The sequence below is a fragment of the Streptomyces sp. NPDC058198 genome (assembly GCF_042882605.1).
Lineage (GTDB): Bacteria > Actinomycetota > Actinomycetes > Streptomycetales > Streptomycetaceae > Streptomyces.
Genome location: NZ_JBHVVP010000007.1, coordinates 277,518 through 301,280, shown reverse-complemented (window position 1 = coordinate 301,280; position 23,763 = coordinate 277,518). Strand labels below are relative to the sequence as shown.

The 23,763-nt window shown below is 70.1% G+C and carries 24 protein-coding genes and 1 pseudogene; 10 read left to right on the top strand and 15 right to left on the bottom strand.

Features of this window, described 5'->3' with window-relative positions:
- Positions 1-175 precede the first annotated feature (175 nt).
- The 3 genes and pseudogenes from ACFVWW_RS24125 to ACFVWW_RS24115 form a co-directional block, all read left to right on the top strand.
- Entirely contained in the window at positions 176-502 is a 327-nt protein-coding gene (locus ACFVWW_RS24125; protein WP_386878970.1) for a TraR/DksA family transcriptional regulator, read from the top strand.
- Between the two features lie 62 nt (positions 503-564).
- Positions 565-1,389 (top strand): rod shape-determining protein, encoded by an 825-nt coding sequence (locus ACFVWW_RS24120; protein WP_386878971.1) that lies wholly within the window; start codon positions 565-567, stop codon positions 1,387-1,389.
- Between the two features lie 483 nt (positions 1,390-1,872).
- Positions 1,873-2,199: pseudogene (locus ACFVWW_RS24115) on the top strand (protein translocase subunit SecD); the annotation flags it as partial.
- Here ACFVWW_RS24115 and ACFVWW_RS24110 read toward each other — a convergent pair.
- Positions 2,144-2,869: a helix-turn-helix domain-containing protein gene (locus ACFVWW_RS24110; protein WP_386878972.1), complete on the bottom strand. Its 726-nt coding sequence runs from the start codon at positions 2,867-2,869 to the stop codon at positions 2,144-2,146. The pseudogene ACFVWW_RS24115 and the gene ACFVWW_RS24110 overlap by 56 nt on opposite strands.
- Before the next feature lie 366 nt (positions 2,870-3,235).
- On the opposite strand from ACFVWW_RS24110, the gene ACFVWW_RS24105 reads away from it, so the two are divergent.
- The gene (locus ACFVWW_RS24105; protein WP_386878973.1) at positions 3,236-4,702 is read left to right on the top strand and encodes a M20/M25/M40 family metallo-hydrolase; all 1,467 of its coding nucleotides are present in this window, start codon (positions 3,236-3,238) and stop codon (positions 4,700-4,702) included.
- A gap of 258 nt (positions 4,703-4,960) precedes the next feature.
- Here the strand turns inward: ACFVWW_RS24105 and ACFVWW_RS24100 are convergent, their stop codons facing one another.
- The 4 genes from ACFVWW_RS24100 to ACFVWW_RS24085 form a co-directional block, all read right to left on the bottom strand.
- The gene (locus ACFVWW_RS24100; RefSeq protein ID WP_384188146.1) at positions 4,961-5,386 is read right to left on the bottom strand and encodes an SRPBCC family protein; all 426 of its coding nucleotides are present in this window, start codon (positions 5,384-5,386) and stop codon (positions 4,961-4,963) included.
- A 170-nt stretch (positions 5,387-5,556) separates the two neighbouring features.
- A complete protein-coding gene (locus tag ACFVWW_RS24095; RefSeq protein ID WP_384188148.1) occupies positions 5,557-5,727 on the bottom strand; it encodes a hydrophobic protein in 171 nt (56 codons plus the stop codon).
- Positions 5,728-5,877: 150 nt separating this feature from the next.
- Positions 5,878-6,606: a ribonuclease H gene (locus ACFVWW_RS24090; RefSeq protein WP_386878974.1), complete on the bottom strand. Its 729-nt coding sequence runs from the start codon at positions 6,604-6,606 to the stop codon at positions 5,878-5,880.
- Between the two features lie 26 nt (positions 6,607-6,632).
- Entirely contained in the window at positions 6,633-7,448 is an 816-nt protein-coding gene (locus ACFVWW_RS24085) for an SAM-dependent methyltransferase (RefSeq protein ID WP_386878975.1), read from the bottom strand.
- A 243-nt stretch (positions 7,449-7,691) separates the two neighbouring features.
- Here ACFVWW_RS24085 and ACFVWW_RS24080 point away from each other — a divergent pair, with 243 nt between their 5' ends.
- Positions 7,692-8,606, top strand: a complete 915-nt coding sequence (locus ACFVWW_RS24080; RefSeq protein WP_386878976.1) for a glutaminase — start codon at positions 7,692-7,694, stop codon at positions 8,604-8,606.
- A 13-nt stretch (positions 8,607-8,619) separates the two neighbouring features.
- Here the strand turns inward: ACFVWW_RS24080 and ACFVWW_RS24075 are convergent, their stop codons facing one another.
- Complete coding sequence (locus ACFVWW_RS24075) at positions 8,620-9,306, bottom strand: DUF2848 domain-containing protein (protein ID WP_386878977.1); 687 nt, start codon at positions 9,304-9,306, stop codon at positions 8,620-8,622.
- A gap of 122 nt (positions 9,307-9,428) precedes the next feature.
- On the opposite strand from ACFVWW_RS24075, the gene ACFVWW_RS24070 reads away from it, so the two are divergent.
- On the top strand, positions 9,429-10,808 hold the full coding sequence (locus tag ACFVWW_RS24070; RefSeq protein ID WP_386878978.1) for an MFS transporter: 1,380 nt from the start codon (positions 9,429-9,431) through the stop codon (positions 10,806-10,808).
- A gap of 73 nt (positions 10,809-10,881) precedes the next feature.
- The gene (locus ACFVWW_RS24065; RefSeq protein WP_386878979.1) at positions 10,882-11,715 is read left to right on the top strand and encodes a carbon-nitrogen hydrolase family protein; all 834 of its coding nucleotides are present in this window, start codon (positions 10,882-10,884) and stop codon (positions 11,713-11,715) included.
- Here the strand turns inward: ACFVWW_RS24065 and ACFVWW_RS24060 are convergent, their stop codons facing one another.
- The 4 genes from ACFVWW_RS24060 to ACFVWW_RS24045 form a co-directional block, all read right to left on the bottom strand.
- Positions 11,716-12,411 (bottom strand): alpha/beta fold hydrolase, encoded by a 696-nt coding sequence (locus ACFVWW_RS24060; RefSeq protein ID WP_386878980.1) that lies wholly within the window; start codon positions 12,409-12,411, stop codon positions 11,716-11,718. It lies immediately after the preceding gene.
- 47 nt (positions 12,412-12,458) lie between these two features.
- The gene (locus ACFVWW_RS24055; RefSeq protein ID WP_384329999.1) at positions 12,459-13,085 is read right to left on the bottom strand and encodes a GntR family transcriptional regulator; all 627 of its coding nucleotides are present in this window, start codon (positions 13,083-13,085) and stop codon (positions 12,459-12,461) included.
- A 75-nt stretch (positions 13,086-13,160) separates the two neighbouring features.
- Complete coding sequence (locus tag ACFVWW_RS24050; RefSeq protein ID WP_386878981.1) at positions 13,161-14,645, bottom strand: sensor histidine kinase; 1,485 nt, start codon at positions 14,643-14,645, stop codon at positions 13,161-13,163.
- Positions 14,642-15,376, bottom strand: a complete 735-nt coding sequence (locus ACFVWW_RS24045; RefSeq protein ID WP_384188162.1) for a response regulator transcription factor — start codon at positions 15,374-15,376, stop codon at positions 14,642-14,644. The genes ACFVWW_RS24050 and ACFVWW_RS24045 overlap by 4 nt, the downstream gene beginning before the upstream one ends.
- Positions 15,377-15,525: 149 nt before the next feature.
- Here ACFVWW_RS24045 and ACFVWW_RS24040 point away from each other — a divergent pair, with 149 nt between their 5' ends.
- Genes ACFVWW_RS24040 through ACFVWW_RS24030 form a run of 3 tightly spaced genes read left to right on the top strand, consistent with a single transcriptional unit; the run spans position 15,526 to position 18,091 of the window.
- A complete protein-coding gene (locus tag ACFVWW_RS24040; protein WP_384329805.1) occupies positions 15,526-16,890 on the top strand; it encodes a ferric reductase-like transmembrane domain-containing protein in 1,365 nt (454 codons plus the stop codon).
- 30 nt (positions 16,891-16,920) lie between these two features.
- The gene (locus tag ACFVWW_RS24035) at positions 16,921-17,343 is read left to right on the top strand and encodes an FMN-binding protein (RefSeq protein ID WP_384188165.1); all 423 of its coding nucleotides are present in this window, start codon (positions 16,921-16,923) and stop codon (positions 17,341-17,343) included.
- Positions 17,336-18,091, top strand: coding sequence for an FAD:protein FMN transferase (locus ACFVWW_RS24030; RefSeq protein ID WP_386878982.1), 756 nt, complete (start codon positions 17,336-17,338; stop codon positions 18,089-18,091). Before ACFVWW_RS24035 ends, ACFVWW_RS24030 begins: the two co-directional genes overlap by 8 nt.
- Here ACFVWW_RS24030 and ACFVWW_RS24025 read toward each other — a convergent pair.
- From ACFVWW_RS24025 to ACFVWW_RS24005, 5 genes are all read right to left on the bottom strand, one after another.
- Entirely contained in the window at positions 18,088-20,112 is a 2,025-nt protein-coding gene (locus ACFVWW_RS24025; protein ID WP_386878983.1) for a GTP-binding protein, read from the bottom strand. The two genes, ACFVWW_RS24030 and ACFVWW_RS24025, sit on opposite strands and share 4 nt — an antisense overlap.
- Positions 20,113-20,238: 126 nt before the next feature.
- A complete protein-coding gene (locus ACFVWW_RS24020) occupies positions 20,239-21,024 on the bottom strand; it encodes a SpcZ (RefSeq protein WP_386878984.1) in 786 nt (261 codons plus the stop codon).
- Positions 21,025-21,065: 41 nt separating this feature from the next.
- Positions 21,066-21,938 (bottom strand): TauD/TfdA dioxygenase family protein, encoded by an 873-nt coding sequence (locus ACFVWW_RS24015; RefSeq protein WP_386878985.1) that lies wholly within the window; start codon positions 21,936-21,938, stop codon positions 21,066-21,068.
- 78 nt (positions 21,939-22,016) lie between these two features.
- On the bottom strand, positions 22,017-22,613 hold the full coding sequence (locus ACFVWW_RS24010) for a hypothetical protein (protein WP_386878986.1): 597 nt from the start codon (positions 22,611-22,613) through the stop codon (positions 22,017-22,019).
- A gap of 43 nt (positions 22,614-22,656) precedes the next feature.
- Positions 22,657-23,724 carry a GSCFA domain-containing protein gene (locus ACFVWW_RS24005; RefSeq protein WP_386878987.1) on the bottom strand — a complete coding sequence of 356 codons (1,068 nt, stop codon included), beginning with the start codon at positions 23,722-23,724 and terminating at the stop codon, positions 22,657-22,659.
- Positions 23,725-23,763: the final 39 nt, after the last annotated feature.

The window sequence follows — 23,763 nt, the reverse complement described above, 5'->3', positions numbered from 1 at the left end:
GAGTCTGCCTCTGTATCGGAGATTCGGCGGGTCACCGCCGCCGGGCGGCCCTCGCTTCAGCTGAGGGTCCGCCTCGTCGTCCTTGGCTCACACAGCCCGACGCAGACCGTGCTTCACCCCGCCCCTACGGGGGCCTTTCACCTCAGACATCCCTGACCCAGAGGAAATCCTTGCCATGATCATGGACAGCCCGCACCCCGAACACCCTCCCCACGAACTCTCCGTGCAGCAGGCCCGCCAATGGCTGGCGCGGGAACGCGAAGCCCTTCAAGCACAGTTGGCCGATGCCGAGCGGGGCGACCAGTGGAGCGAAAGCACACTACTGGCCACCCGGACCGCCTCGGCCCAAGAGTTGCTCACTGAGATCGACCAGGCCGCTCAGCGCCTGGAGGACGGAGTCTTCGGGACATGCGAACGCTGCGAGAAGGACATCCCCGTGGAACGGCTGGAAATCAGGCCGTACGCACGTTTCTGCGTCGGCTGCCAGGGACTGCCGGCCTGAACCTACTTCGCGGCGAAGGCCGCACCGGGCTGCCCTGACCCTTCTGCGGAAGTCAAAGAACCATGAACATCTGTACGGCAGTTGGTGCCAAGACCACCGAGGTCCGCCGTGGACTCGCCATCGACCTCGGCAGTTCCCGGACCCGTATCTGGGCCCCGGGTTGGAAGACTCCTCTCGATCTGCCCAGCTCGGTGTCGGCCGGTGGCGAGGTCGTCCGTCCCGTGCGGCGGGGACGCGTCGTCGACCCCGCCGCCTGTGCGGACATGTTGCGACAGTTCCTCCCGTCGGGCACGCGGCTCAGCTGTCCACGCCCCGTGGTCGTGCTGTCCCGGCCGGTTCTCGCCGGTCCTGACCACCGTGCCGCAGTGACCGAGGCGTTGTCGGTCCTGCGACCGTCAGCGGTCGTCGTCATCGACAGTGCGCGAGCCGCGGCAGGGACAGCGGCGGGGGCCGGCGCGGGCGCGTACGACGAGCGTCCCCTGCTGGTGGTGGATGTCGGAGCAGACCTGTTGGAGGTGACCCTCCTCGCATGCGGCAGTGTGACGGACGCGCGGCAGGCGGAAATCGGTCTGCGTGATATCGGCCCCATGGCGCCCGGTTCCCCTTCCACACTGGTGGAAGCGGCCGTCGGCATGGTCGAGGACATGCTCCGGCGCGACAAGGACGGTGCCATGACCGGCGCGCTGCGCCGGGGCCCTCTGCTGGTCGGCGGCGGCGCTGTGCGAGGCGACCTCAGAGGTCAGCTGGCAGCGCGCCTCCGTACACCCGTACGTGCCTCCCCCGCGCCGTCCACCGCGGTGGTGCGGGGAGCCGCCTCGGCCCTGCTGTCCGTACTCCGTCATCCGGGCAGCGCCCCGTGGCCCCGCACGCACAGCGGGACGACGTGACGCGGAAGCGTGCGGAGGGCGACGTGCCACGGTGGATCGTCGTCATCCTCGCGCTCTTCGCCACCGTGGCGGCGGTGTGCTCCGTGCAGTCGGCGGTCCTCACAGGCTCACCGCCGGCCGCTCACGGTCCGCGCCGGCACCGTCCGCCGAGCAGGGACAGGACCTGGGCGGCCTTGTCCAACGAACGAGGCAGGTACGGGGAGACGCGGACACGCGTCGCCCCCGACGGACATCGGCCGAGTCCCGCGAGCGCCTCGCCGACCCGCCCCGGGTCGCCGGTCCTTCGGCGGGGTGGCGCGCGCATGGCGTGGGCCACCCCGCCCACGGCGTCCTTCCCGCCGGCCCTCGCCTGCCGTGGGCGCCTGCCGTAGTGCCGCGCACCGTACGCACGCGGGAGGCGGCAGAGCCCGCCGTACCGTACGCGCTTCCCGGGGTCCGGGGACCTCCGGGGCGGGCCGTGTCCCGTCCTGTTCCCTGACCAGCCGGCTACTGTGGGCGAAGGCCCGCCGCACGCCGTTCCCGCAGGTGGCCACGGCCGCGGTGCTGCAGACCGTTCCCCGCACGGTCAACACCGGGACGGGCGCCCTCTTCATCCTGACAGCCCTGGCGATTCTGGGCGGAGACTCGCTGCGGGACTTCGCGCTGGCGCTGCTCATCGGAATCGTGGTGGGCACCTACTCATCGGTGTTCCTGGCTGTCCCGGCCTCCATCGCGCTGGAGGCACGGCGCGGCGGGCCGCCTCGCCTTGCCGCGGTCAGTCCCGTGCGGGCTGCCCGGTCTCGGGCGGGACATGCGTTTGCCGGACGTTGATCCGGCGGCCTGTGACACGGGCGAGCGTGATGGCGATCCACAGGGGGCGGGTTCCGCCGGCCCAAGGCGCGGTGTAAGCCATCTCGTCCAGTGCGCGTACGGAATGGCGGTCGGTGACCTTTCGCGCGCCGCCGACGATCAGCACGCTCCACCCTTGGCTCAGCGCTTCGTCGATGTGGTCCACCTCGAAAGCGACCTCGTGGCCCGCCGCTTCGGCCGGGAGCGCTTCGGGGGCCGTTCTGAACGCCACATCGCCGTGGACGATCAAGTAATTGACCGGCACGATGGCAGGCCCCTCGGCTGTGGTCACGCCCACCCTGCCCACGCCGTGCGTACCCAGCAGGGCGCGGCACTCGTCCTCGTCGAGCGCGACCAGCTCGGGGTGATAGGCGGCCTCGCCGATTCCGGGTGGCAGGTCGACCGTTCCGCCGGTCAGTTCCTCGACCGTCGTCTGCAGCGCGTCGGCCAGACGCAGCAGGAACCCGATGCCGGGAACGGCGGGCTTCTCCTCCACGTACTGGATGTAGCCGGGCGCCGAGCCCGCGCGCTCGGCCACCTCCGCGCGCGTGAGCCCGAGCTGCTCGCGGCGGACAGCGGCCCGGCGGCCGATGTCGCCCGGCGTGGGTGGCGGGTGAGGCGTGGCGGAGTTCTGTGGCGGACCTTCCGACATGAGGAGCACGTCCCTTCGCCTCGGCGGTCTTGAACGACCAAATCAGCACCCGGGCCACTGGGCAACTTGTCGGCATGGGCGCCGGGCGTTCAGTGCGTCGACCGCCCCGTCCGCTGCGGGCTCCGCTGACGACGGCTTGGTTCACTCCGGCAGGCCGGTCCTCAACTGAAACACGCGGATCAGTGAGCGGCGCGTTGGGCGCTTGCCGCGTAGGTGAATGAAGTGCACCTGCCGCCCGGCACCTCGGCACCGTAGTGCGGGAAGGCGTTGAGCGCCGCTTCGGCCGCGCGCCGGTCGAATAACGGCGGGCGAGGCCGGTCCGGCGACCTTGTGCTGTTGTTGGCCTGTCCATGACCATGGAGCGCCATGTCACTGACGCAGCCGTGGAAGGGACTCGCCATGCCCCAGGACCCGACAGGGATGCCCCGAAGGACCGTACTGTCGGCCACGGTCGCGACCGCAGTGGTCGGCGTGCCGTCGGTGGCTCAGGCGGCCTCCGCGGCGCCCGCGGCCGCGTCCACCGGGCGGGACACCGCAGACCGCCCGGCCACCGCCCAGTCCCCCGGCCGGGAGCTGCGGGAACTGCTCAAAGAGGTCGACCGTGACCGGATCGAGGCGACCGTGCGCCGGCTCGCCGCGTTCGGAACCCGGCACACCCTGTCCACCCAGGACGACCCCGACCGCGGTATCGGCGCCGCGCGCGACTGGATATACGCGGAGCTGAAGCGCTACGCCGCGGCCTCCGGCGGCCGGATGACCGTCGAACTCCAGTCGTACGTACAGGAGCCCGCCTCGCGGATCCCGGTGGCGACCCGGATCACCAACATCGTCGCGACCCTCCGCGGGTCGGTCGACCCCGACCGCGTCTATGTCGTCTCCGGCCACTACGACTCGCGTGCCACCGACGTCATGGACGCGGTCAGCGACGCGCCCGGCGCCGACGACGACGCCTCCGGGGTCGCGGTGGCGATGGAGCTGGCGCGCGTGATGGCGAGGCGACGCCCGGCCGCGACCATCGTCTTCGCCGCCGTCGCCGGCGAGGAACAGGGGCTGTACGGGTCCACCCATATGGCGGAGCAGTTCAAGGCCGCGGGCTCGGACGTCCACGGCATGTTCACCAACGACATCGTCGGCAGTCCCAGGGCCGACGACGGTACCCGCGACCCGTACACCGTGCGCCTCTTCGCCGAGGGCGTCCCCACCTCCGAGACACCGCAACAGGCCGACACCCGCCGCTCCGTCGGCGGCGAGAACGACTCGCCGACCCGCCAGCTCGCGCGCTTCGTCCGCGACGTCGCGAACAACGACGCCACCGGCATGAACGTCCGCGTGATCTACCGCCGCGACCGCTATCTGCGTGGCGGCGACCACATCCCCTTCCTCGAACGCGGCTATACCGCGGCCCGCTTCACCGAGCCGACCGAAGACTTCGCACACCAGCACCAGGACGTACGGGTGGAGGACGGTCAGCAGTACGGTGACCTGCCCGAGTTCTGCGACTTCGGGTACATCGCCCGCGTGGCCCGGGTCAATGGCGCGGCTCTGTGGACCCTTGCCCAGGCCCCGGCGGCTCCGCGTGGGGTGAAGATCGTCACCAGCTCGCTGACCAACTCCACCGAGCTGGTGTGGGAACCCGGTACGGAATCCGATCTGGCCGGGCACGAGGTGGTGTGGCGCGAGACGACCGCGCCGGAGTGGACCCACGTGATCAAGGCCGCCGGTGCGACGAGCCACACCGTGGACCTGTCCAAGGACAACGTCTTCTTCGGCGTCCGCGCGGTGAACCGGGCCGGTCATCGCAGCCCGGTGTCCTTCCCCGTACCGCAGCGCTGACCGACGGCCCTAAGGGCTGTCCCGTAATCCGTGGCGGGCGCACGACGACAGCTACGGCACCTCGCTGCGTTGTCGGAACGCCCGAATACATCCGGTATGCGGACGTCCCTCCGCCTTGCGATGCACCGCATCTGACGCCGTGCGCTGATCCCCCACGGATTACGGGACAGCCCTTAGGCCGGGCGCGACCGGAACCGAACACAGGTGTGCCGCCCTCCGGCAGAAGCCGGCCGGAGGGCGGCACTCTCATTCCCGTACTCAGCCGGCGGCTGCCGTTTCGGCGAGCTTCTGGAATTCCCCCAGGTCATAGTTGGCCAATGCGGAGTCCAGGTTGGTCAGCGCGCCGACATGCTCCACGAAGCCGTGCGGGTCGTATTCGATCTGGAGAGTGACACGGCTCGTCGTGTCACTGAGACGATGGAAAGTAACGACGCCCGCGTGGTGAACACCCTCTGTCGTCTTCCACGCGATGCGGTCTTCCGGAATCACCTCGGTAAGCTCCGCCACAAAACTCTTGTCCGCGCCGGGAAGCGACAATTGCCAGGCGAAGCGGCGCTCGTCAATGCGGTCGACGTGCTTCACATGACTGAGGAACTTCGGCCAGCGCGTCACGTCACTCCACAGGTCCCAACTCACGGCGACGGGGGCCTTGATGTCTACGGTCTCGAGCAGCGAAGACGCCATGGGTGCTGTCCCTTCGTTGGATGCTGCAATGCTGTGGCTGACCTGGCGGCTACCCGGAAACCCGCCGTTCATCCACAGATGCGCTTCCCTGGGACATGCACTGGAAGAAGGTGCTCGGACGATAGAAGAGGGTGCTCGGACGATGTCGTCCGAGCACCCTCTTGCCCTGTTTACCAGCGATACCAGCGGCCCCTGCGACCGCCACTGGAGGCCGGCCGGATCAGGAATCCGAGCAGCCACACCACGAATACGACGACCGCGATCCACCACAGAGCATGAATCACGAAACCCACTCCGAGAATGATCAGGACGAGCAGGAGAACGAGAAGCAGAGGACCCATGACTACCAGCCTCCAAGTCAATGTCTGCCCGGAGGCGGCGCAATCGTGCGTGCGATACCAGGCGTTTCTCATTCTACTCCCGGGCCATGAGGACCCGCTCTTCCGAGCAGCGCCGGATTCGCGGTTGCGCCACGGATTGCGGGACAGCCTTTAAGCCTCGTCGCCCTTGGCGGTGGCGCAGGCCGGGTGGCCCCAGCCTTCCGGGTTCTTGGCGATGGACTCGCCCGCGGCGTACGAGCGCCCGCAGCGGCAGCGGCCGGGGAACTTGGCGTTGAGGGTCCGCGCCGCGCCCGCCGAGGTGCGCCGTCGCGACGAGGCTGTCTTCGTCGCTCCGCCGGAGGAGCCGCGGCGGGCGCCGCCCGACCGTACGGTGTCGGGCGCGGCCGGGGGCTCCGGGGAGCCGTGCTCGCTGCCCGCGGTCTTCTGGACCAGCGCCGCCTGGCTCGCGGCCCGGTCGGCGAAGTCGTTGAGCCGATCGCCGCCGACCTGGTGCGCGGGCACGTACCGGAACTCCACCGAGCGGCCCTCGAGGAGCCCGTCGATGCGGACGACCAGTTCCTGGTTGGCCACGGGCTTGCCCGCGGACGTCTTCCAGCCGTTGCGCTTCCAGCCGGGCAGCCAGGTCGTGACGGCCTTCATCGCGTACTGCGAGTCCATCCGGATTTCCATGGGAACGCCGGGCGCGGCCGCCGTCAACAGGCGTTCCAGGGCGGTGAGCTCCGCGACATTGTTCGTCGCCGTGCCCAGCGGGCCGGACTCCCAGCGGGCCGGAGTCTCCTCACCGTCGGCGATGACCCAGGCCCAGCCGGCGGGCCCGGGGTTTCCTTTCGACGCCCCGTCACACGCGGCGATCACACGTTCAGCCATGCTTCCGATCATGCCAGGGCGGCGGCACGTCGGACGACTCAGGTGTTCTTCCGTGCGACGGCTCCGTACATGGCGATGTCGCGGTCGTCTATGGCTCCCTGGTCGGCGTCGGGCCGCCAGTGATGGACCTGGGTGACCCCGGGTTCGACCAGGTCAAGGCCGGTGAAGAACGCCTCGGCCTCGGCCTGGGTGCGCAGCTGCATGGGCATGCCGCGGCGGGCGTACTCGGTGGCAACGCGGCCGACCTCTTGCGGGGCGAAGTCGGCGGTGCCGATGGTCATGGCCAGGAAGCTGCCCGCGGGCAGCGGGGCGAGGAGACGCTGTACGAGGCCGTGGTCGTCGTCTGTGTCAAGGATGAAGTGCAGGATCCCGATGATCATGAGCCCGACCGGCTGCCGCAGGTTCAGGATCTCCTGGAACTGCGGAGAGCCGATGATCGCGTCGGGGTCGCGCATGTCGGCGTCGATGTAGGCGGTGCGGCCTTCGGGACTGCTGGTCAGCAGGGCGCGCGCGTGCGCGAGCACGATCGGGTCGTTGTCGACGTAGACGACCCGGCTGTCAGGGGTGACCTCCTGCACGATCTCGTGCACGTTGGGCACGGTGGGCAGACCGGTACCGATGTCCAGGAACTGCCGGATGCCCTCCTCCCGCGCGAGATAGCGGGCCGCCCGGTGCATGAACTCCCGGTTGGCGCGCATATGGACCCGCAGGGCCGGCCACTCGCGGATCATCGCCTCACCGGCCTCCTGATCCACGGGGTAGTTGTCCTTGCCGCCCAGCACGTAGTCGTAGACGCGCGCCGAGTGCGCCTCCCCCGTGTTGAACCGGTCTGCTGGACTGCCCTGTGCCGCCATCTTCCGTCCTCCCCGGTACCTCGCCCGCGCCTCACGCGAAGCATCCGTACCGCGCCCGTATCAGCTGAAGCCTTGGCCCAGAGTCTAGACACTCAGTGATCGCAGGTTCGCGCGAGTTCTCGGCGAATCGGGCACATCCCGGCGCTACTTGAACCAGGACCGCCGGGCCGGGTACAGGAGCCCGAGGCTCTTCTGAGAAGATCCGGATCATGCAGACGAAGCCGACGCCGGACCCGCTCGTACATGCCTGACTACCAGGAACTCCTGCTCACCGCGATGGCGGCGGCCCGCGAAACCGCGGGCCGGGGGCGGGTCGCCGACTACATCCCGGCACTTGCCACGGCGGATCCGAACGCGTTCGGAATGGCCCTCGCGACGGTCGACGGCGATCTGTACGGCGTGGGTGACTGGGAACAGCCGTTCTCGATCCAGAGCGTCTCCAAGCTCTTCTCCCTCGCTCTCGTACTCGCTCATGGCGGTGACACGATCTGGCGCGGTGTGGGGCGGGAGCCGTCCGGCAACCCCTTCAACTCGCTGGTCCAGCTGGAGAACGAGCACGGCATCCCGCGCAACCCCTTCATCAACGCGGGCGCGCTCGTGGTCACCGACCGGCTGCAGAGTCTGACCGGTGACGCCGCCGGAGCCGTGCGTGACTTCCTCCGTCAGGAGTCCAGCAACCCGCTCCTGGACACGGACCCGGCTGTGGCCGCGTCGGAGGCCGGGCACGGTCACCGCAACGCCGCGCTGGCGCACTTCATCGCGAGCCACGGCAATCTGGAGAACCCGGTCGAGACCGTGCTGGACCGCTACTACGCGCACTGCTCGCTCACCGCCAGCTGCCGTGACCTCGCGCTGGCCGGCCGGTTTCTGGCCCGGCACGGGCTGCGCGCCGACGGCTCCCGGCTGATGTCGAGCAGTGAGGCCAAGAGGATCAACGCGGTCCTGCTCACCTGCGGCGCCTATGACGCGGCGGGAGAGTTCGCCTACCGGGTCGGGCTGCCCGGCAAGAGCGGGGTCGGCGGCGGCATCGTGGCCATCCTTCCCGAACGTGCCGCACTGTGCGCGTGGGGCCCGAGCCTGGACGAGGTCGGGAACTCCGTCGCGGCGGTCGCCGCCCTGGACGCGTTCACCACCGCCTCCGGCTGGTCGGTCTTCTGACCGCGGGCGCGGGTCAGCCGATCGGCGCGGGCATGCGGACCACGTCGTAGGCGAGTTCGATCGCGTCCCCGGTGACCGGGTCGCTCAGTTCGACGCGCCAGCGGTCGGCGAACTGGTCCACGCCCTCGGCCATGGGGATGGTGCCGGAGATCAGCACCGTACCGGGCACCAGGTCACCGCGCTCACGCAGCACATCGGCCCAGTAACCGGGAGTGAGCAGCTCGGCCAGGGTGCCGTTCTGGATGGCGGTTTCCCGCCCCGCGTGGGTCACCCAGGCCCGCAGGGTCAGATCGTCGAGCCGCTCCTGTACGTCGGCCAGGCGCCAGGCGCGGCGGGCGAGCACATCGGGGCTCGCGTTCTTGCTCCACGCCACTCCGTGCACCTCCAGATCGCGGTCGGTGTGGTCGCAGGCCGCCGTCAGCAGCAGCTCACCGTCGCGGTCCACCACCAGCGCCCATTCCGCCTCCCCCGAGGTGCGGCCGTGCTGGACGCTGACCTGGTCGGTGTGCTGGGCGAGGTACGGGGAAACCGGGTAGAGCGCAGGGGTCACGGACGGCGCGGGCACGCCCAGCTCGGCGAGCTCGGCCACGTGCGCGGCGACATCGACCTGGCTGCGTCCGGCGTAGCCGGCGTTGAGCACCTGGACGACATCGACGTGCCGGAGGGTGCCGTCGGGCAGTTCGAAGGTCAGCGGCGCCATGGTTTCTCCACATCGGTCGGGGTATCGGGGAGGTTAACTTTGCGCGGAAGGCTTGCGCATACGACCTGTATACAAGAAGTATGCCGGAAGGTCGATAGCGCCCCCACTCAAGGACGGACGTCGTGAAGCACACCAGCACGAGTACGGAAAAGCACCCGATCGGCGGGTCCGCGGTCCGCCGCGCCTTCTTCGCCAGCCTCACCGGAACCGCCTTGGAGTGGTACGACTTCGCCATCTACTCCGTGGCCGCGGCGCTGGTCTTCGGTGATGTCTTCTTCCCCTCCGAGGACCCGGCAACCGGCACTCTGCTGGCCTTCTCCACCTACGCCGTCGGCTATGTGTCGCGGCCGCTGGGCGGTTTCGTCTTCGGCCGCCTCGGCGACAAGATCGGCCGCAAGAAGGTCCTCATCGCGACCCTCGTACTGATCGGAATCGCCACCCTCCTGATCGGTCTGCTCCCCTCCTACGCCACGATCGGCGTGGCCGCCCCCATCGCCCTGGTCATACTCCGCTTCGCCCAGGGCGTCGGCGTCGGTGGCGAGTGGGGCGGCGCCGTCCTGCTGTCCAGCGAGTTCGGCGACCCTCGACGGCGCGGCTTCTTCGCCTCGGCCGCCCAGATCGGCCCGCCGGCCGGCAACCTGCTGGCCAACGGGGTACTCGCGGCCCTCGGCGCACTGCTGACCGAGAACCAGTTCCTGACCTGGGGCTGGCGGGTGGCGTTCCTGCTCTCCGGGGTCCTCGTCGTCTTCGGCCTGTGGATCCGTACGAAGCTTGAGGAAACCCCCGTCTTCAAGGCCATGGAGGCCGAGCAGAATCGTCCCCAGGCACCGATCAGGGAAGTCTTCGCCACGCACCCCCGCGCCCTGACGGCCGCGATCCTGAGCCGTATCGCTCCGGACGTGCTGTACGCGCTCTTCACCGTCTTCGTCCTCACCTACGCGACGGGTGAACTCGGCATGTCCCGAGGCTCGGCACTGGCCGCCGTCCTCATCGGCTCCTCCCTGCAGGTGTTCCTCATCCCGCTGGCCGGAGCTCTGTCCGACCGCGTCAACCGGCGGCTGGTGTACGGCGTCTCCGCGGCGGCGGCCGGGGTGTGGCCGTTCCTGTTCTTCCCCATGATCGGCGGGGGGAGCTGGCCGCTACTCGTCCTCGGTGTCGTGGTGGCACTGGCCATCCACTCGCTGATGTACGGACCGCAGGCGGCCTTCATCGCCGAACAGTTCTCCCCGCGACTGCGCTACACCGGGTCCTCGCTCGCCTACACGCTGGCCGGTGTCGTCGGTGGAGCCGTCGCGCCGCTGTTGTTCACCGCGCTGCTCGACGCCTACGAGTCGTGGGTTCCGCTGGCTCTCTACATCGTGGTCACCGCGGCTGTCACGATCACCGGGCTGTGTCTGGGCCGCGACGGGGGGCGGTCGGACGAGGAGGAGCTGATCGGGGGCAGCGACAGCGAGGACCGTACGTCAGAGCCCATCGGCTCGCAGACCGCATCGGCCGGCTGACCCCGGCACCAACATCGGCACCCGCACCCGCACCCGCACCCGCACCCGCACCCGCACCGAGGAAGGTAGCCCCGTGCGCATCGCACTGAGCCAGATCACCACCGGCCCCGACCCCGAGCAGAACCTCGCGCTCCTCCGCGAACAGGCCCATCGCGCGGCCGACGCGGAGGCGCGCGTCGCCGTCTTCCCCGAGGCCGCGATGGCGTGCTTCGGGACGCCCCTGGCGCCGCTGGCCGAACCGCTGGACGGCCCGTGGGCCACGGCGGTCCGCCGGATCGCCGAGGAGACCGGTCTCGTCGTGGTCGCGGGCATGTTCACCCCCGCCCCGGACGGCAAGGTGGCGAACACCCTGCTGGCCACCGGCCCCGGCATCGAGGCGGCTTACGACAAGATCCACCTCTACGACGCCTTCGGCTATGCGGAGTCCGACACCGTGGCACCCGGCTCCCAGGTCGTCACCATCGATGTCGACGGCACTCGCATCGGCCTCGCCACCTGCTATGACGTCCGCTTCCCCGAACTGTTCAGGGCACACGCCGACGCCGGAGCGCTCCTGTCACTGCTCCCCGCCTCCTGGGGCGCCGGTCCCGGCAAACGTGAGCAGTGGGAGCTGCTGATCCGCGCCCGAGCACTCGACGCCACCCTCTGGCTCGCCGCCGTGGACCAGGCCGACCCGGCGGCGTCCGGAACTCCCACGGCGTCGAACGCTCCCACCGGAATCGGCCACAGCGCGGTGATCGGTCCCGACGGAACCGTACGGCAGCGTCTCGACGCAGGACCGGGGATGCTGCTGGCCGACCTGGATTTCGCCGAGGTTGCCGCTGTTCGCCGCGCCGTACCCGTACTGGCCAACCGCCGGATCCAGACAGCGTCCGGGAAGGCTGGTGTCCGGGGCGCCGTGGCGTGACTACCCGGCCGCGTCGAGGAGGATCCGCGCCAGCTCGCGCGGCTGGGAGAACATGGGCCAGTGGCCGGTGTCCATCTCGACCAGCCGCCAGTGCTCGCTGGTCAGCAGCTCGGCCACCTCCTCGCTCGGCTCGGCGCCGTCGAGCAGGCATTTGATGTACGTCGCCGGAAGCTCGCCGAGCGGCCGTGCCAGCACGGCCGGCTCGGTCAGCGTGGCGCCCGGGTGCGGTGTCGAGCCGGCCACGATCCGTGCGATCTGCTCGTCACTGAGACCCTGGCCGGCGTAGTCGGCCGCGGGCAGCGGGGCCCAGAAACCCCCGCTCTCGGCGATCGACGCCTCCACCATCGCCCGGCCGTACGGCCAGCCGGACACGAACGACTCGCCGTCGGCCGGCACGTTGGAATCGACGAAGACCACGCGGGCCAGCCGGTCACCGATCAGCTCGGCGGCCTGGCCGGCCGGGATGCCCGAGTAGCTGTGCCCGACCAGGATGACGTCGCGCAGATCGTGGCGCTCGACCTCGTCGACGATGTCCTGGACATGAGTCCGCTGCCCGGCCGGCATGCCCTGCTTGTCGGCGAGGCCGGAGAGCGTCAAGGGATGGGTGTGGTGGCCGGCCGCGCGCAGCTCCGGCACCACCTCGTCCCACGCCCAGGATCCGAGCCACGCGCCTGCGACCAGTACGAATTCCGTCATGGTGGCACCGTAGCGGAGCGGTCTGACATCCCCGCCGGACCACTTGCCTATCCGGCGAGCAGGACCTTGAGGGTGGTCTCCAGATGACTGTCGATCGCGGCGCACGCCGCACGCGCGTCACCGGAGGCCATCGCGGCCAGGATCGCCACATGCTCGTCGAGCACGGCTTCCTGCCGGCCGTGCTCGTTGTAGAGCGCTACCACCCCGGCCCGGATCTGCCGACTGCGCAGCCCCTCGTAGTGCCGGTTGAGCAGGGAGTTGCCCACCGCGGAGACGATCGTCGCGTGGAAGAGGTGATCCACCGCGATGAAGTCCTTGGCGTGCTCGGGCCCGCTGAGCGCGCGCTGACGGTCCAGGAGTCCGGTCAGCTCGGCCACGGGAACTCGGCCCTCGGGGATGGTCCGCTCGGCCGCGTACCGCTCGACAATGCCGCGCAGCTCCATCAGCTCGGTGATCTCACGCCCCGACAGCGCGACGATCTGCGCCCCGCGCTTGGGGACCAGCTTCACGAGGTCCTCGGCGGCGAGCAGCAGCAACGCCTCACGGATGGGGGTACGGGACACCCCGATACGGTCGGCGATCTCCTGCTCGGAGAGGAACCCACCCTGCATGTCCGGGTCGGTGAGGACGGTCTCCTTGAGAAACGCGTATGCCTTGTCCCGGCCCGATATCACGATTTCCCCCACGGTTGCATACAACGAGTATACAAAATTCCGCCCGCTGCCACAGCCCGTGAAGCCGCATCGCCGTCATCCCGATCGCGGGTCCGGGTCCACGGGCAGCCGCACGCGGAAAGCCGTGCGTCCGGGGACGCTGGTCACGTCGACGGTGCCGTGGTGAGCCCCCACCACCGCGGAAACGATCGCCAGGCCGAGACCGGTGCCTCCCGCGGTCCGTGAGCGACCGTGATCCGCGCGGGTGAACCGCTGGAAGACCTCGGCCCGCAGCTCCGCGGGAATGCCGGGGCCGGTGTCCGTCACGGTCAGTACGACCATGCCCTCCCCGTCGGCGATGTCTTCCTCGCCGGCGATGTCTTCCTCGCCGGCGATGCCCAGGGTCACGGAGGTGCCGGCCGGCGTGTGCGTGCGGGCGTTGTTCAGGAGGTTGGCCACCACCTGGTAGAGCCGGTGGCCGTCACCGGTGACGGTCACCGGTTCCTCGGGCAGGTCCAGCAGCCAGCGATGATCCGGCGCCGCCGCACGCGCGTCGCTCAGGGCGTCGAGGGCGAGCCGGGTGAGGTCGACGGTGTCACGCGCCAGTGGCCGGCCGGCATCCAGGCGTGCCAGCAGCAGGAGATCGTCGACGAGCCCGGTCATCCGTTCGCTCTCGGACTGGATGCGCTCCAGCGCGTGCCGCACCTCGCCCGGTACGGTGCCCGGGTGGCGCAGCGCCAGTTCCGCGTGCGCGCGCACGGTGGCCACGGGGGTACGCAGTTCATGGCTGGCGTCCGCGGCGAAGTGGCGCAGCCTCTCCTCACTCGCGTGCCGGCGGGAGAGCGCGTCGCCGACATGGCCGAGCATGTGGTTGAGAGCGGCGCCGACCCGGCCGACTTCGGTACGGGGGTCGGTTTCCGGTACCGGGGCGGGCATGGCCACCTCCCCGCTGGCCAGCGGCAGCCGGGTCACCTCGGTCGCGGTGGCGGCGACGCGGCTGAGCGGTCTGAGGGACAGCCGTACCCACAGCGCCCCCGCCACTCCGGTGACGGCGAGGGTGGCGCCGAACACCACGGCTTCCACCGCCTCCAGGCGATGCACGGTCTCCGCAACGCCGTGCAACGGCAGTCCCGTGAGGAGCACGTCGTTGTCGTCCCCGACGACGGCGACGACCCGGTAGGCGCCGAGGGTGGACAGCCGGAGGGTGTGGCCCGTCTCGTCGGGCGGTACGGCGGCCAGCGCCCGCCGGTCCGCCGCGGTGAGCGGTACGGGGGCGTCCGTCTCATCGCGTACGACGGATGCCTGCGTGGTTCTGCCGTGCAGCAGCCGGGCGCCGAACGTGCCGTCCGACTGGCCCCTGGTGTCGGGTGCGTTGTCCGCGTCCGGGCGCGCCTCGTGTTCCAGGCTCGCCGCGAACCGGCCCCCGGTCGCGACGAGCTGCTGGTCCAGCTTGCGTACGAGAAAGCCTTCGAGCGCCACCACGGTGGTCACCCCCACCGCCAGGCACGCCAGGGTGAGCAGCAGCACGAGACCCGCGGTGAGCCGTGCCCTCAGGGTGCGCGGCACGGGCAGTCGCCTCATGAGGTGTCCGGCTTGAGGACGTAGCCGACCCCGCGCACGGTGTGGATCAGTGGTGTCCGGCCCGCGTCGATCTTCTTGCGCAGGTAGCTGATGTACAGCTCGACGATGTGCGCCCGGCCACCGAAGTCGTACGACCAGACACGGTCCAGGATCTGGTCCTTCGACAGGACCCGGCGGGGATTTCGCATCAGGAAGCGCAGCAGCTCGAACTCGGTACGGGAGAGCTCTACCGCCACGCCCGCCCTGCTGACCTCGCGGGCATCCTCATCCATCACCAGCTCTCCCACCACCAGCCGGCTGCCGCCCGGCTCCCGGGCCATGCCGGCCCTTCGCAGGAGTCCGCGCAACCGGGCGAGCACCTCCTCCAGGCTGAACGGCTTGGTGACATAGTCGTCGCCGCCCGCGGTGATGCCCGCGATGCGGTCCTCCACCGCGTCGCGCGCGGTCAGGAAGAGGACGCAGACGCCCGGCTGAGCCGCCCGCAGCTCGCGCAGCACCCGAAGACCGTCCATGTCGGGCAGCATCCAGTCGAGCACCACCGCGTCGGGGCGGAAGGCGCGGGCCGCGCTGACGGCGGAGGCGCCGTCGCACGCGCTCCGCACCTCCCACCGCTCGTACCGGAGCGCGCCGGACAGTACCTCGGTCAGGTCGGGCTCGTCGTCGACGACGAGGACGCGCACGGGGGTGCCGTCGGGCCTGCTCAGAACGGGTGGCGGGGCGTGGTTGTCCATGGTGTGTCCAGCATCCCCCGTGGCCGGGCCGGGCGCGGGTCGCCGGAGCTCTGAGTTTCCTCTGAATCGTCGGTGCGGATGTCTCTTCAGAGGCTTCTCAGAAGGGGCACTGTGAGGCTGGCGGTCCGCCTCCGAAAGAGGGACACCTCGTGGCCACTCCTACGTACGAGCGCCGTGCCGCCCCCTGCGGGCCACCGGTCCGCCTCCGTGCTCAGCGTTTCCTCCCGTTCGCCGTCCACGCCCTGATCTGGTCGGGCGCCGCTGCGGTCCTCGGTCTGTGGTGGAGCGACACCACGTCGGTCGTCGGCCCCGCGGGATGGCTGACCGGCGCGGGTCGCATCACCGGGCTGCTCGCCGGCTACGCCTGCGCGGTCCTGCTCGCCCTCATGGCGCGGGTTCCGCTGCTGGACAGGGGCATCGGGACCGACCGGCTGGCCCGGTGGCACGCGCTGGGTGGCAGGTACACCGTCTCGCTCGTCCTGGCCCACACCTTGCTGATCATCTGGGGCTACACACTGACGTCCCGGTCGACGGTGGTGGACCAGACCCGGACGCTCGTTCTGCAGTATCCGGACATGCTCAAGGCGACGGCGGGATTCGTCCTGCTCCTGGCCACCGGGGTGCTCTCCGCGCGTGCGGCCCGCCGCAGGATGAGCTACGAGACATGGCACTATCTGCACTTCGCCACCTACCTGGCGGTGTTTCTGGCCTTCGGACACCAGCTCGCCAACGGCGCCGACTTCGTGACGAACCCCGCCGCCCGGGTGGCGTGGTACGCCCTGTTCCTCACGGTGGCCGTACTGCTTGTCTGGTTCCGGTTCCTCGTCCCCGTACGCCGGGCCCTGCGTCACCGTCTGAGTGTCACGGAGGTACGGCCCGAGGCGCCCGGCGTGGTCTCGGTGTATCTGACGGGTGAGCGGCTCGAAGAACTCGCCGCCGAACCGGGCCAGTTCTTCCGCTGGCGTTTTCTGGCGCCCGGCCTGTGGTGGACCGCCAATCCCTACTCGCTCTCCGCTCCCGCCCACCCCCGGTTCCTGCGCATCACGGTCAAGGCGGCCGGTACGCACAGCGCGGCGCTCGCCCGGCTCGCGCCCGGCACCAGGGTGTGGGCGGAGGGCCCGTACGGCGGTTTCACCGCGGCCCGCGGCACCGGCCGGAAGACCCTGCTGATCGGCGGAGGGGTCGGGATCACCCCCTTGCGCACCCTGTTCGAGACGCTCCCGGGTGACGTCACCCTCATGTACCGCGCCCGGCGTCCGCACGATCTGGCGCTGCGCGACGAGCTCGACGCCATCGCCGCGGCCCGCGGCGCCCGGGTCCTGTACGCGGTCGACGAACCCGCCTCGCACTCCGTGCCGCTCACCGCCCGCGCGCTGCTGCGTCTCGTCCCCGACGTGGCCGACCACGACGTGTACCTGTGCGGCCCGCCCGGCATGACCGACGCGGCGCGGCGGGCCCTGCGCACGGCGGGCGTGCCACGCCACCGTATCCATCACGAGTCGTTCGCGTTCTGAGACCGCCCGCCCGAGGAGACCGGATCCGCCATGCGCCGAGCAGTACTCACCCTCCTTTCGACGGCGGCGGGCATCGTCCTGCTCCTGTCGCTCAAACCGCATCAGAGCACGCCACCCGCCGTCGCGACACGGCCGCCGTCCTCGTCACCGTCCGGGCACCCGTCACAGGGCACCACGAACGGCACGTTCACCGGTGATGTGATCGACACCCAGTACGGACCGGTCCAGGTCGCGGTCACTGTCGAGCAGGGCAGGCTGACGGCCGTCAGGGCCGTTCAGGTGCCTTCCGGAAGTGGCCGCGACCAGGAGATCGCCGCCTACGCGGTGCCACGCCTCACCCAGGAGGCCCTGGGCGCCCAGAGCGCGCACATCGACGCCGTTTCCGGGGCCAGTTACACCAGCGAGGGCTATATACAGTCCCTGCAGAGCGCGTTGGACCAGGCCGGTGTCTGACCGCACCGACGGCCTGCGCCATGTCGAACACGTCATGGGAACCGTGTTCTCCTTCGACATCCGCGGCACGGTCACCCGGGACATCCGCCGGGCCCTCGCCGAGGCCGTCGCGTGGCTGCACGAGATGGACGCGGTCTTCTCGACGTACCGCGCGGACAGCGCCATCAGCCGTCTCTCCCGTGGTGAGTCGACCGTGGACCGGTGCCCGGAGGTGGTGGCCGAGGTCCTCGAACTCTGCGCGGAGGCGACCCGGGTCACCGGAGGGTTCTTCACGGTCACGCCCGGCGGCCGGCTCGACCCGTCCGGCCTGGTCAAGGGGTGGGCCGTGGAGCACGCTTCGCGGATTCTGTACGAGTCCGGAGCCCACGACACGTATGTCAACGGCGGCGGCGATCTCCAGCTCCGGGGGGAAGCGTCTCCGGGTGTCCCCTGGCGGATCGGCATCGCCCATCCCCTGTCCCGGGACCGGCTGATCGCCGTCGTCGACGGCCGTGACCTGGCCGTCGCGACGTCGGGAACGGCCGAGCGGGGCGCCCATGTCGTCGACCCCCGCACCGGCCTGCCGGCCTCCGGCCTGCTGTCCATCACTGTGACCGGCCGTTCTCTGACCCGGGCCGATGTCTTCGCCACCGCCGCCTTCGCGATGGGCGACGGGGCACGCTCCTGGATCGCCTCGCAGGACGGTTACGAGGCGATGGCGGTCACCGCCGACGGCAGGACATGGCAAAGCGACGGCTTTCCCTGCTAGGGGCTGTCTGACCCGCTCTCCCTGCGTCCGGCGACCCTCCGTACGACGTTCAGCAGGTACTCCTTGCGGTGGAGCGGATCATGGTCTGTCCGAGTCCGGGTCGGGATGGTGCCGGTGACCGGTTGGTAGTGGTCGAAGGCGGATTCCAGCACTCCCTCGCCGCGCGTCAGCGCCGGCAGCTGTTGTTGCAACTCGTGCACGCGGGCTGCCGGGATCTCACCCTCCAGCAGGCACGACGGGCCCCGGACCTCGGGCGAGAGCGGAATGGCACGCAGCCGGGCCAGGACGGGCATGATCGCTCCGAATGTGTCTGCCGGGAGCTCCAGGTGGAAGCGGTGCATCGGCTCGTACACCCCGGAGCCGGCCTGCTTCAACGCGCTCATCAGGACCAGCGGGGTCAGGTTGCGGAAGTCCGCGCCCGTGCTCGACATGCTTTTGTCGAAGACGGCATGGGAGTGGCTCTGGCGCGGCGCATAGCCGGAATGCGTCATGGTGACCGTGCAGTCGGTGACCTGCCATCCGTGGATCCCTTGGTGGAGTGTCTCTTTGACCGTGTCCTCGACCGCTTTCATGAACGCGTACGGCATCGACCCGAGCTCGACCTCCAGTCGGAATTCCACGCCGGTGTCGATCGGAGCCGGATCGATGCGCAGGCCGACGGTCGCGAGAAACGGATTGGGGTCCTTGCCCATGATCTCGACGGCGGCGCCGGTGCCGTTGGGCCGTTCGACGCAGATGGTCGTTGTCTCGCGGAAGGTGACGTCGATGCCGAATTCGTTCGCCAGCGTTGCTTGGATCACCTCTTTCTGGACCTCTCCATAGAGCGAGACGAATACTTCTTTCCGAATATCGTCCTGCCGCAGGTTGATCAGCGGGTCCTGCTCGGCGAACTGGACGAGTGCGACATGCAGCGTCCCTTTGTCGGCCGGACGGCAGGGAATGACGGCCGTTTCCAGGGTCGGCGGGGCGAAGTGGTGACGCGTCGGGCCTGTTCGCGATACGCCAATCGCGTCGCCGATCCGGATATCACCGAGACCCCAGAGCTTGCCGATCTGCCCCGCGTCGACCGACGCCCGGCGGACCGCCGGGCCACGGTCGAAGACACTGACCGCGGTGACCTTCCCCTCGCCGTCGCCCTCGCCATAAAAGCGCAGGAGATCGCGCGTTCGTACCGTTCCCGAGAACATGCGGACGTACGCGATCTTCTCCCCGGCCGGACCGCGTTCGATCTTGAAGACGGTGCCCGAGACCGGGCCGTCCACATCGCCTTCCGTCGCGGGCAGCAGCTCGGTGATACCGGTGATCAGCGCCTCCACGCCCGCGCCCGTGATGGCCGAGCCGAAGTACACCGGATGCACCAGCGCCTGCTGGGTCTGTGCCGCCAGCTCGCCCCGGAGCCGGGGATACGAGACCGTCGCCTCGTCGTCGACGTACGCGGCCAGAAACGCGTCGTTGTGGTCGGCGAGCAGATCGACCAGCTTGGAAGTGAAGTCGGCGTCGGCGGCGGTGAACGGCGCGCACCGAGCACCGCGGGTACCCAGTCCGTCGACCGATCCCATCGGGATGACCGCCGGGGCCAGCCTCTCGGACATGCTGTGCAGCACGTGTTCGTATCGCGCGCCACCGCGGTCGATCTTGTTCACGAAAATGAGGGTGGGAATGCGCAGCCGCTGCAGCGTCCGCATCAATACGCGGGTCTGCGCCTGCACGCCCTCGACGGCGGAGACGACCAGTACGGCGCCGTCGAGCACGCTCAACACCCGTTCCACCTCGGCGATGAAATCCGGGTGGCCGGGCGTGTCGATCAGATTGACCGTGATGTCGTCGATGACGAACGACATGACGGCCGATTTGATCGTAATGCCGCGTTGCCGTTCCAGCACCAGGGAATCGGTCTGGGTGCTGCCGTCGTCAACGCTGCCGATCTCGTCGATGACACCGGCGGAATGGAGCAGCCGCTCGGTCAGGCTCGTCTTACCGGCGTCGACATGCGCCAGGATCCCCAAGTTCAACGTTCGCACGAAGCGTCATGTCCTCAAGATAGGTGAAAGTTCCCGTCTGACTGAACATGAACGCTTTCCGCATTTCCGTCTCCTTGATCGATTGGCTGCTGGGGATTACAGCAGACGGCCACTTGGGAGGGCAACCTATTTACTGAGAGCGTCGAGCAAGCCCTCGGCGAGGCGACCGTAGGCCGCAGACCGCTCCGCCGCCGGGTCCGTGCCGCCGTCGGCGGACCCCACCGCACCGGCGCGGGCGTACGCGTGGACCCGCGCGCCCCAGAACGCCCATGCCCGCGCCCGGTCGTCGGCCGTCGTGTACGCGGCCGCCGTGGCCCGCGCGTTGGCCACGGCATTGGCGTCGGAGAAGGCACGCACGCCGGCGTCGGTGCTCAGATCGGCGTAGCGGCGACCGTACCGGTCGGCCTCCGCCTCGTCGTACCCGTTGGCGACGGCGTAGGCACGGGCGTTCGCGTAGGCCGTCTCGCCGGCCTCTGTCGTGGCATAGGCGTGCCGGTACACCTCCCTCAAGGCCGGCTCCAGAGCCGCTTCCCATGTGGCCCGGTCGTGCCGCTCGCCCGCCGCCGCAGCCGCGTGCAGACGAGCCGGCGCCTCGTACGGCCGGGAGCTCCCGCCGCGCCGTGTGCTCGCCTCGGCGAGCATCGGCAGGACGACGTCCGCGTGCCACGCGTGGACGACCCTGAAGTCGACGGGTCCGTCGAGGAGTTCGAGCACGGCGTGCGCCCGCAGGGCCCAGCTCTCGGCCGCCGGTTCGTCCTGGCCGTCGTACAGCGCGGCGAGCAGGTGCCAGGCCCACACCGGTATCGCCGGATCACCGGCCTGCCGTGTTCCGGGCGGGCCGGGCGGGCCTGGCGGGTCCGCGGGCCCTCCCTGGTCGAGCAGGACGACGAAACCCCTCGCGTGCCCGTTCACTCTCTCCCTCGGCTTTCTCGGCGTACGGCCGTCTCGGTCGCTCAAGCCTTCGGGCGGGTGCCGTCGATGGCGACGCGCCGGCCGTAACGCGAGTGCGGGTAGTAGTCCCAGATCGCGTGGTGCTGGACGCACCGGTTGTCCCAGAACACCAGGGTGCCGGGCTGCCAGCTGACCCGGCAGTGCAACAGGGGCGTGCGGGCGATGTGGGCGTACAGCATCTGCAGCACCGCGTCGCTCTCGACGCGTGACAGCTGCGCGATGTGCGACGTGTAGGGGGCGTTGACGAAGAGGAGCTTGCGGCCGGTCTCGGGATGGCGGACCACGACCGGGTGCTCGTTCTTCGGGATGTCGTACTCGGGCGGCGGGGTCTGTCCCATCCAGGGCAGCGCGCCGTCGTGGACGGCGGTCAGGCCCTCCAGGAACGTCTTCATCGCCGGGGAGAGCATGTCGTAGGCGAGGTGCATGTTGGCGAACAGGGTGTCGCCTCCGCTGCCCGCCTCGGGGATGCGGGTGATGTGGAGCATCGATCCGAGCGAGGGCTCGGCGTCCGCTGTGCCGTCGGCGTGCCACCCGTTGCCGGCGACGGCCCGCGACTCCTTGTCGGCGCTGATCTCCAGGATGTAGGGGTCGGAGCCCTCGGCGGGAAGTGCGACGGGGTGCAGCGGACCGAAGAGACCGGCGAAACGCTTGTGCTCCTCGTCCGTCAGAGTCTGGTCGCGGAACACCAGGACGTGATGGGTCAGGAAGGCCCGCCTGACGTCGTCCGTCTGTTCGGGGGTCAGTTCCTTCGCGAGGTCCAGGCCCGACACCTCCGCGCCGAGGAGCGGGGTCAGCGGGTCGACGGTGATGGATGTGCTGTGTTCCCTCGGCCTGGTGGTGATGCGCTCGATGGCGTCGAGTGCGAACTGTTCCACGGTCGTTCTCTCCTCTGTGTGTGGGGGAAGCTTTCGGGTCGGTCGGGGGGGAGCCGGGTCGGTCGGGTGGCAGCGGGGTCAGAGGCCGCGGGCGAGGAGGTCGGCCAGGATCAGCCGGCCGAACGCCAGGTTGCCGTGGATGGTGTCGTCCGCCTCGCAGAAGGCGGGCCGCTGGAACCCCGTCCCGTCGGTCACGCGCGCACGGACGTCCACGATCTCGACGCCACGCGCGGCCAGTTCGGCGCGCACGGTCTCCTGGGCGGCGAAGAACACCTGCGGATCCGACATGCCGGGCACGCGTTGCGGCGGCATCAGCGACACGACCCGCAGCCCCAGTCCGACGGCGTGCTCGTAGAAGGCCAGCGCGTCGCGGACCATGGCCCGGACGATGTCGGCGAACAGGCCGCTGCCGAGGAAGCCGGGCGCGAAACCGCCGCCCCGCACGCGGTAGATCCGCCAGTTCTCGCTCGTGGCGACCGTATGGGCGCTGAAGCCGAACGTCGTCACGAGCGGGATGTCCAGCGCCCCGAGGCCTTCCGCGCCCAGCTCGGCGAGGAACCCGCGGTAGAGGCGCTCGGTCTCCTCCTTGCGGAAGACCACGTCCGTGCCGCGTACGTCGAAGAAGTCCGCGTGGAACTCACGGCCCGCGCCCAGGGGTCCGCCCCGGAACGGCACACGAGCGGCCTCGGCGGCGCGGCCGACGGGCCCGGCGTGGGAGTCACCGAGCAGGAGGAACCTGGCCGCGGATGTAGTAGTCGAGTACGGCGTCTTCACACCAGTGGTCCTCTCCGCCGGCAGTCCGGGAGTCAGGGGTGGGCACGGGGCGGGTCGCGGCGACGCGCTGCCCCAGCGCCTCGAAGAAGTGGCGCATCACGAAGGCGACGCCCTGCGGGGTGACGGTGCGCAGGTTCGGTTCGAAGAACCGCCGTCCGAAGGGCAGGCCGGTGACGATCTCGTACGAGGGGAAGTAGTCGACGTGGTCGAGTTCCACGGCCAACTGCCCTGCCGCGGCCCGCAGTACGGACTTGGAGTACGTGGTGGCAGGCAGGGCGTGCCCGCCGGTGGCCGTCGCCGTCAGCGGCACCGGGGAGACGGTGAGCAGCACCCGCAGGCCGGGGTTGGCCCGGCGGGCGAGCGCGACGGCCGCGGACAGGTCCCTGTGCACCTCGGCCGCGGTGAAGTTGTGGAAGACGTGGCGAGCGGGGTCGAACGTGCCGTGCACGGTGCCGGGGCAGACCTGGTGCACGGCGCCGGTGGCGCGGTCGAGCCACGCCTCCGTCAGCCCCAGGGTGAAGATGAGGCAGCTCGCCGACGACACCGCGTCGCGTATCGCCGCCAGCGTCACCTGCCGGGCCGCCGCCACGGCGCCGGGCGAGGCGAAGCCTCCGGGCTCCACGGACGGCCGGAAGGGGTCGTGGTGACTGCCCGCCTCGCTCCACACCTCCTCGGGCGGCTCCGTCTCCCCGAAGGCCCAGGACAGCCACTGCAGCAGGGCGGCGGCGGTGTAGATGTTGCCGGTGCGGAACGAGAACTGGCCGTAGTGGCGTTCCCGCCGCTCGGCCGCGGTGAGACCCGGCGGCGCCGGTTCGGCGTCCTGCCAGTACATGCCCTCCTCCAGCAGGGCGGGGCCGAGATGGCGGGCGAAGCAGGAGCCCGCGGTGAGTACGGGATCGTCCTGCCCGAGGGCGAACTTGGGCGTCCACAGCCCGGTGATGTCCGCCGGATCGGGCTCGGCGACGGCCGTGCGCCAGAACGAGCGCGCGGAGAGGGACGCGTAAGGATGCACGAAGGTCACTTCCTGGTGCGAGGCGATGCATGGCGTGGC

Coding starts and splice junctions, on each gene's coding strand:
- ACFVWW_RS24125 (WP_386878970.1), top strand. CDS start 176: ATGATCATGGACAGCCCGCACCCCGAACACCCTCCCCACGAACTCTCC.
- ACFVWW_RS24120 (WP_386878971.1), top strand. CDS start 565: ATGAACATCTGTACGGCAGTTGGTGCCAAGACCACCGAGGTCCGCCGT.
- ACFVWW_RS24110 (WP_386878972.1), bottom strand. CDS start 2,869: ATGTCGGAAGGTCCGCCACAGAACTCCGCCACGCCTCACCCGCCACCC.
- ACFVWW_RS24105 (WP_386878973.1), top strand. CDS start 3,236: ATGTCACTGACGCAGCCGTGGAAGGGACTCGCCATGCCCCAGGACCCG.
- ACFVWW_RS24100 (WP_384188146.1), bottom strand. CDS start 5,386: ATGGCGTCTTCGCTGCTCGAGACCGTAGACATCAAGGCCCCCGTCGCC.
- ACFVWW_RS24095 (WP_384188148.1), bottom strand. CDS start 5,727: ATGGGTCCTCTGCTTCTCGTTCTCCTGCTCGTCCTGATCATTCTCGGA.
- ACFVWW_RS24090 (WP_386878974.1), bottom strand. CDS start 6,606: ATGATCGGAAGCATGGCTGAACGTGTGATCGCCGCGTGTGACGGGGCG.
- ACFVWW_RS24085 (WP_386878975.1), bottom strand. CDS start 7,448: ATGGCGGCACAGGGCAGTCCAGCAGACCGGTTCAACACGGGGGAGGCG.
- ACFVWW_RS24080 (WP_386878976.1), top strand. CDS start 7,692: ATGCCTGACTACCAGGAACTCCTGCTCACCGCGATGGCGGCGGCCCGC.
- ACFVWW_RS24075 (WP_386878977.1), bottom strand. CDS start 9,306: ATGGCGCCGCTGACCTTCGAACTGCCCGACGGCACCCTCCGGCACGTC.
- ACFVWW_RS24060 (WP_386878980.1), bottom strand. CDS start 12,411: ATGACGGAATTCGTACTGGTCGCAGGCGCGTGGCTCGGATCCTGGGCG.
- ACFVWW_RS24050 (WP_386878981.1), bottom strand. CDS start 14,645: ATGAGGCGACTGCCCGTGCCGCGCACCCTGAGGGCACGGCTCACCGCG.
- ACFVWW_RS24045 (WP_384188162.1), bottom strand. CDS start 15,376: ATGGACAACCACGCCCCGCCACCCGTTCTGAGCAGGCCCGACGGCACC.
- ACFVWW_RS24035 (WP_384188165.1), top strand. CDS start 16,921: ATGCGCCGAGCAGTACTCACCCTCCTTTCGACGGCGGCGGGCATCGTC.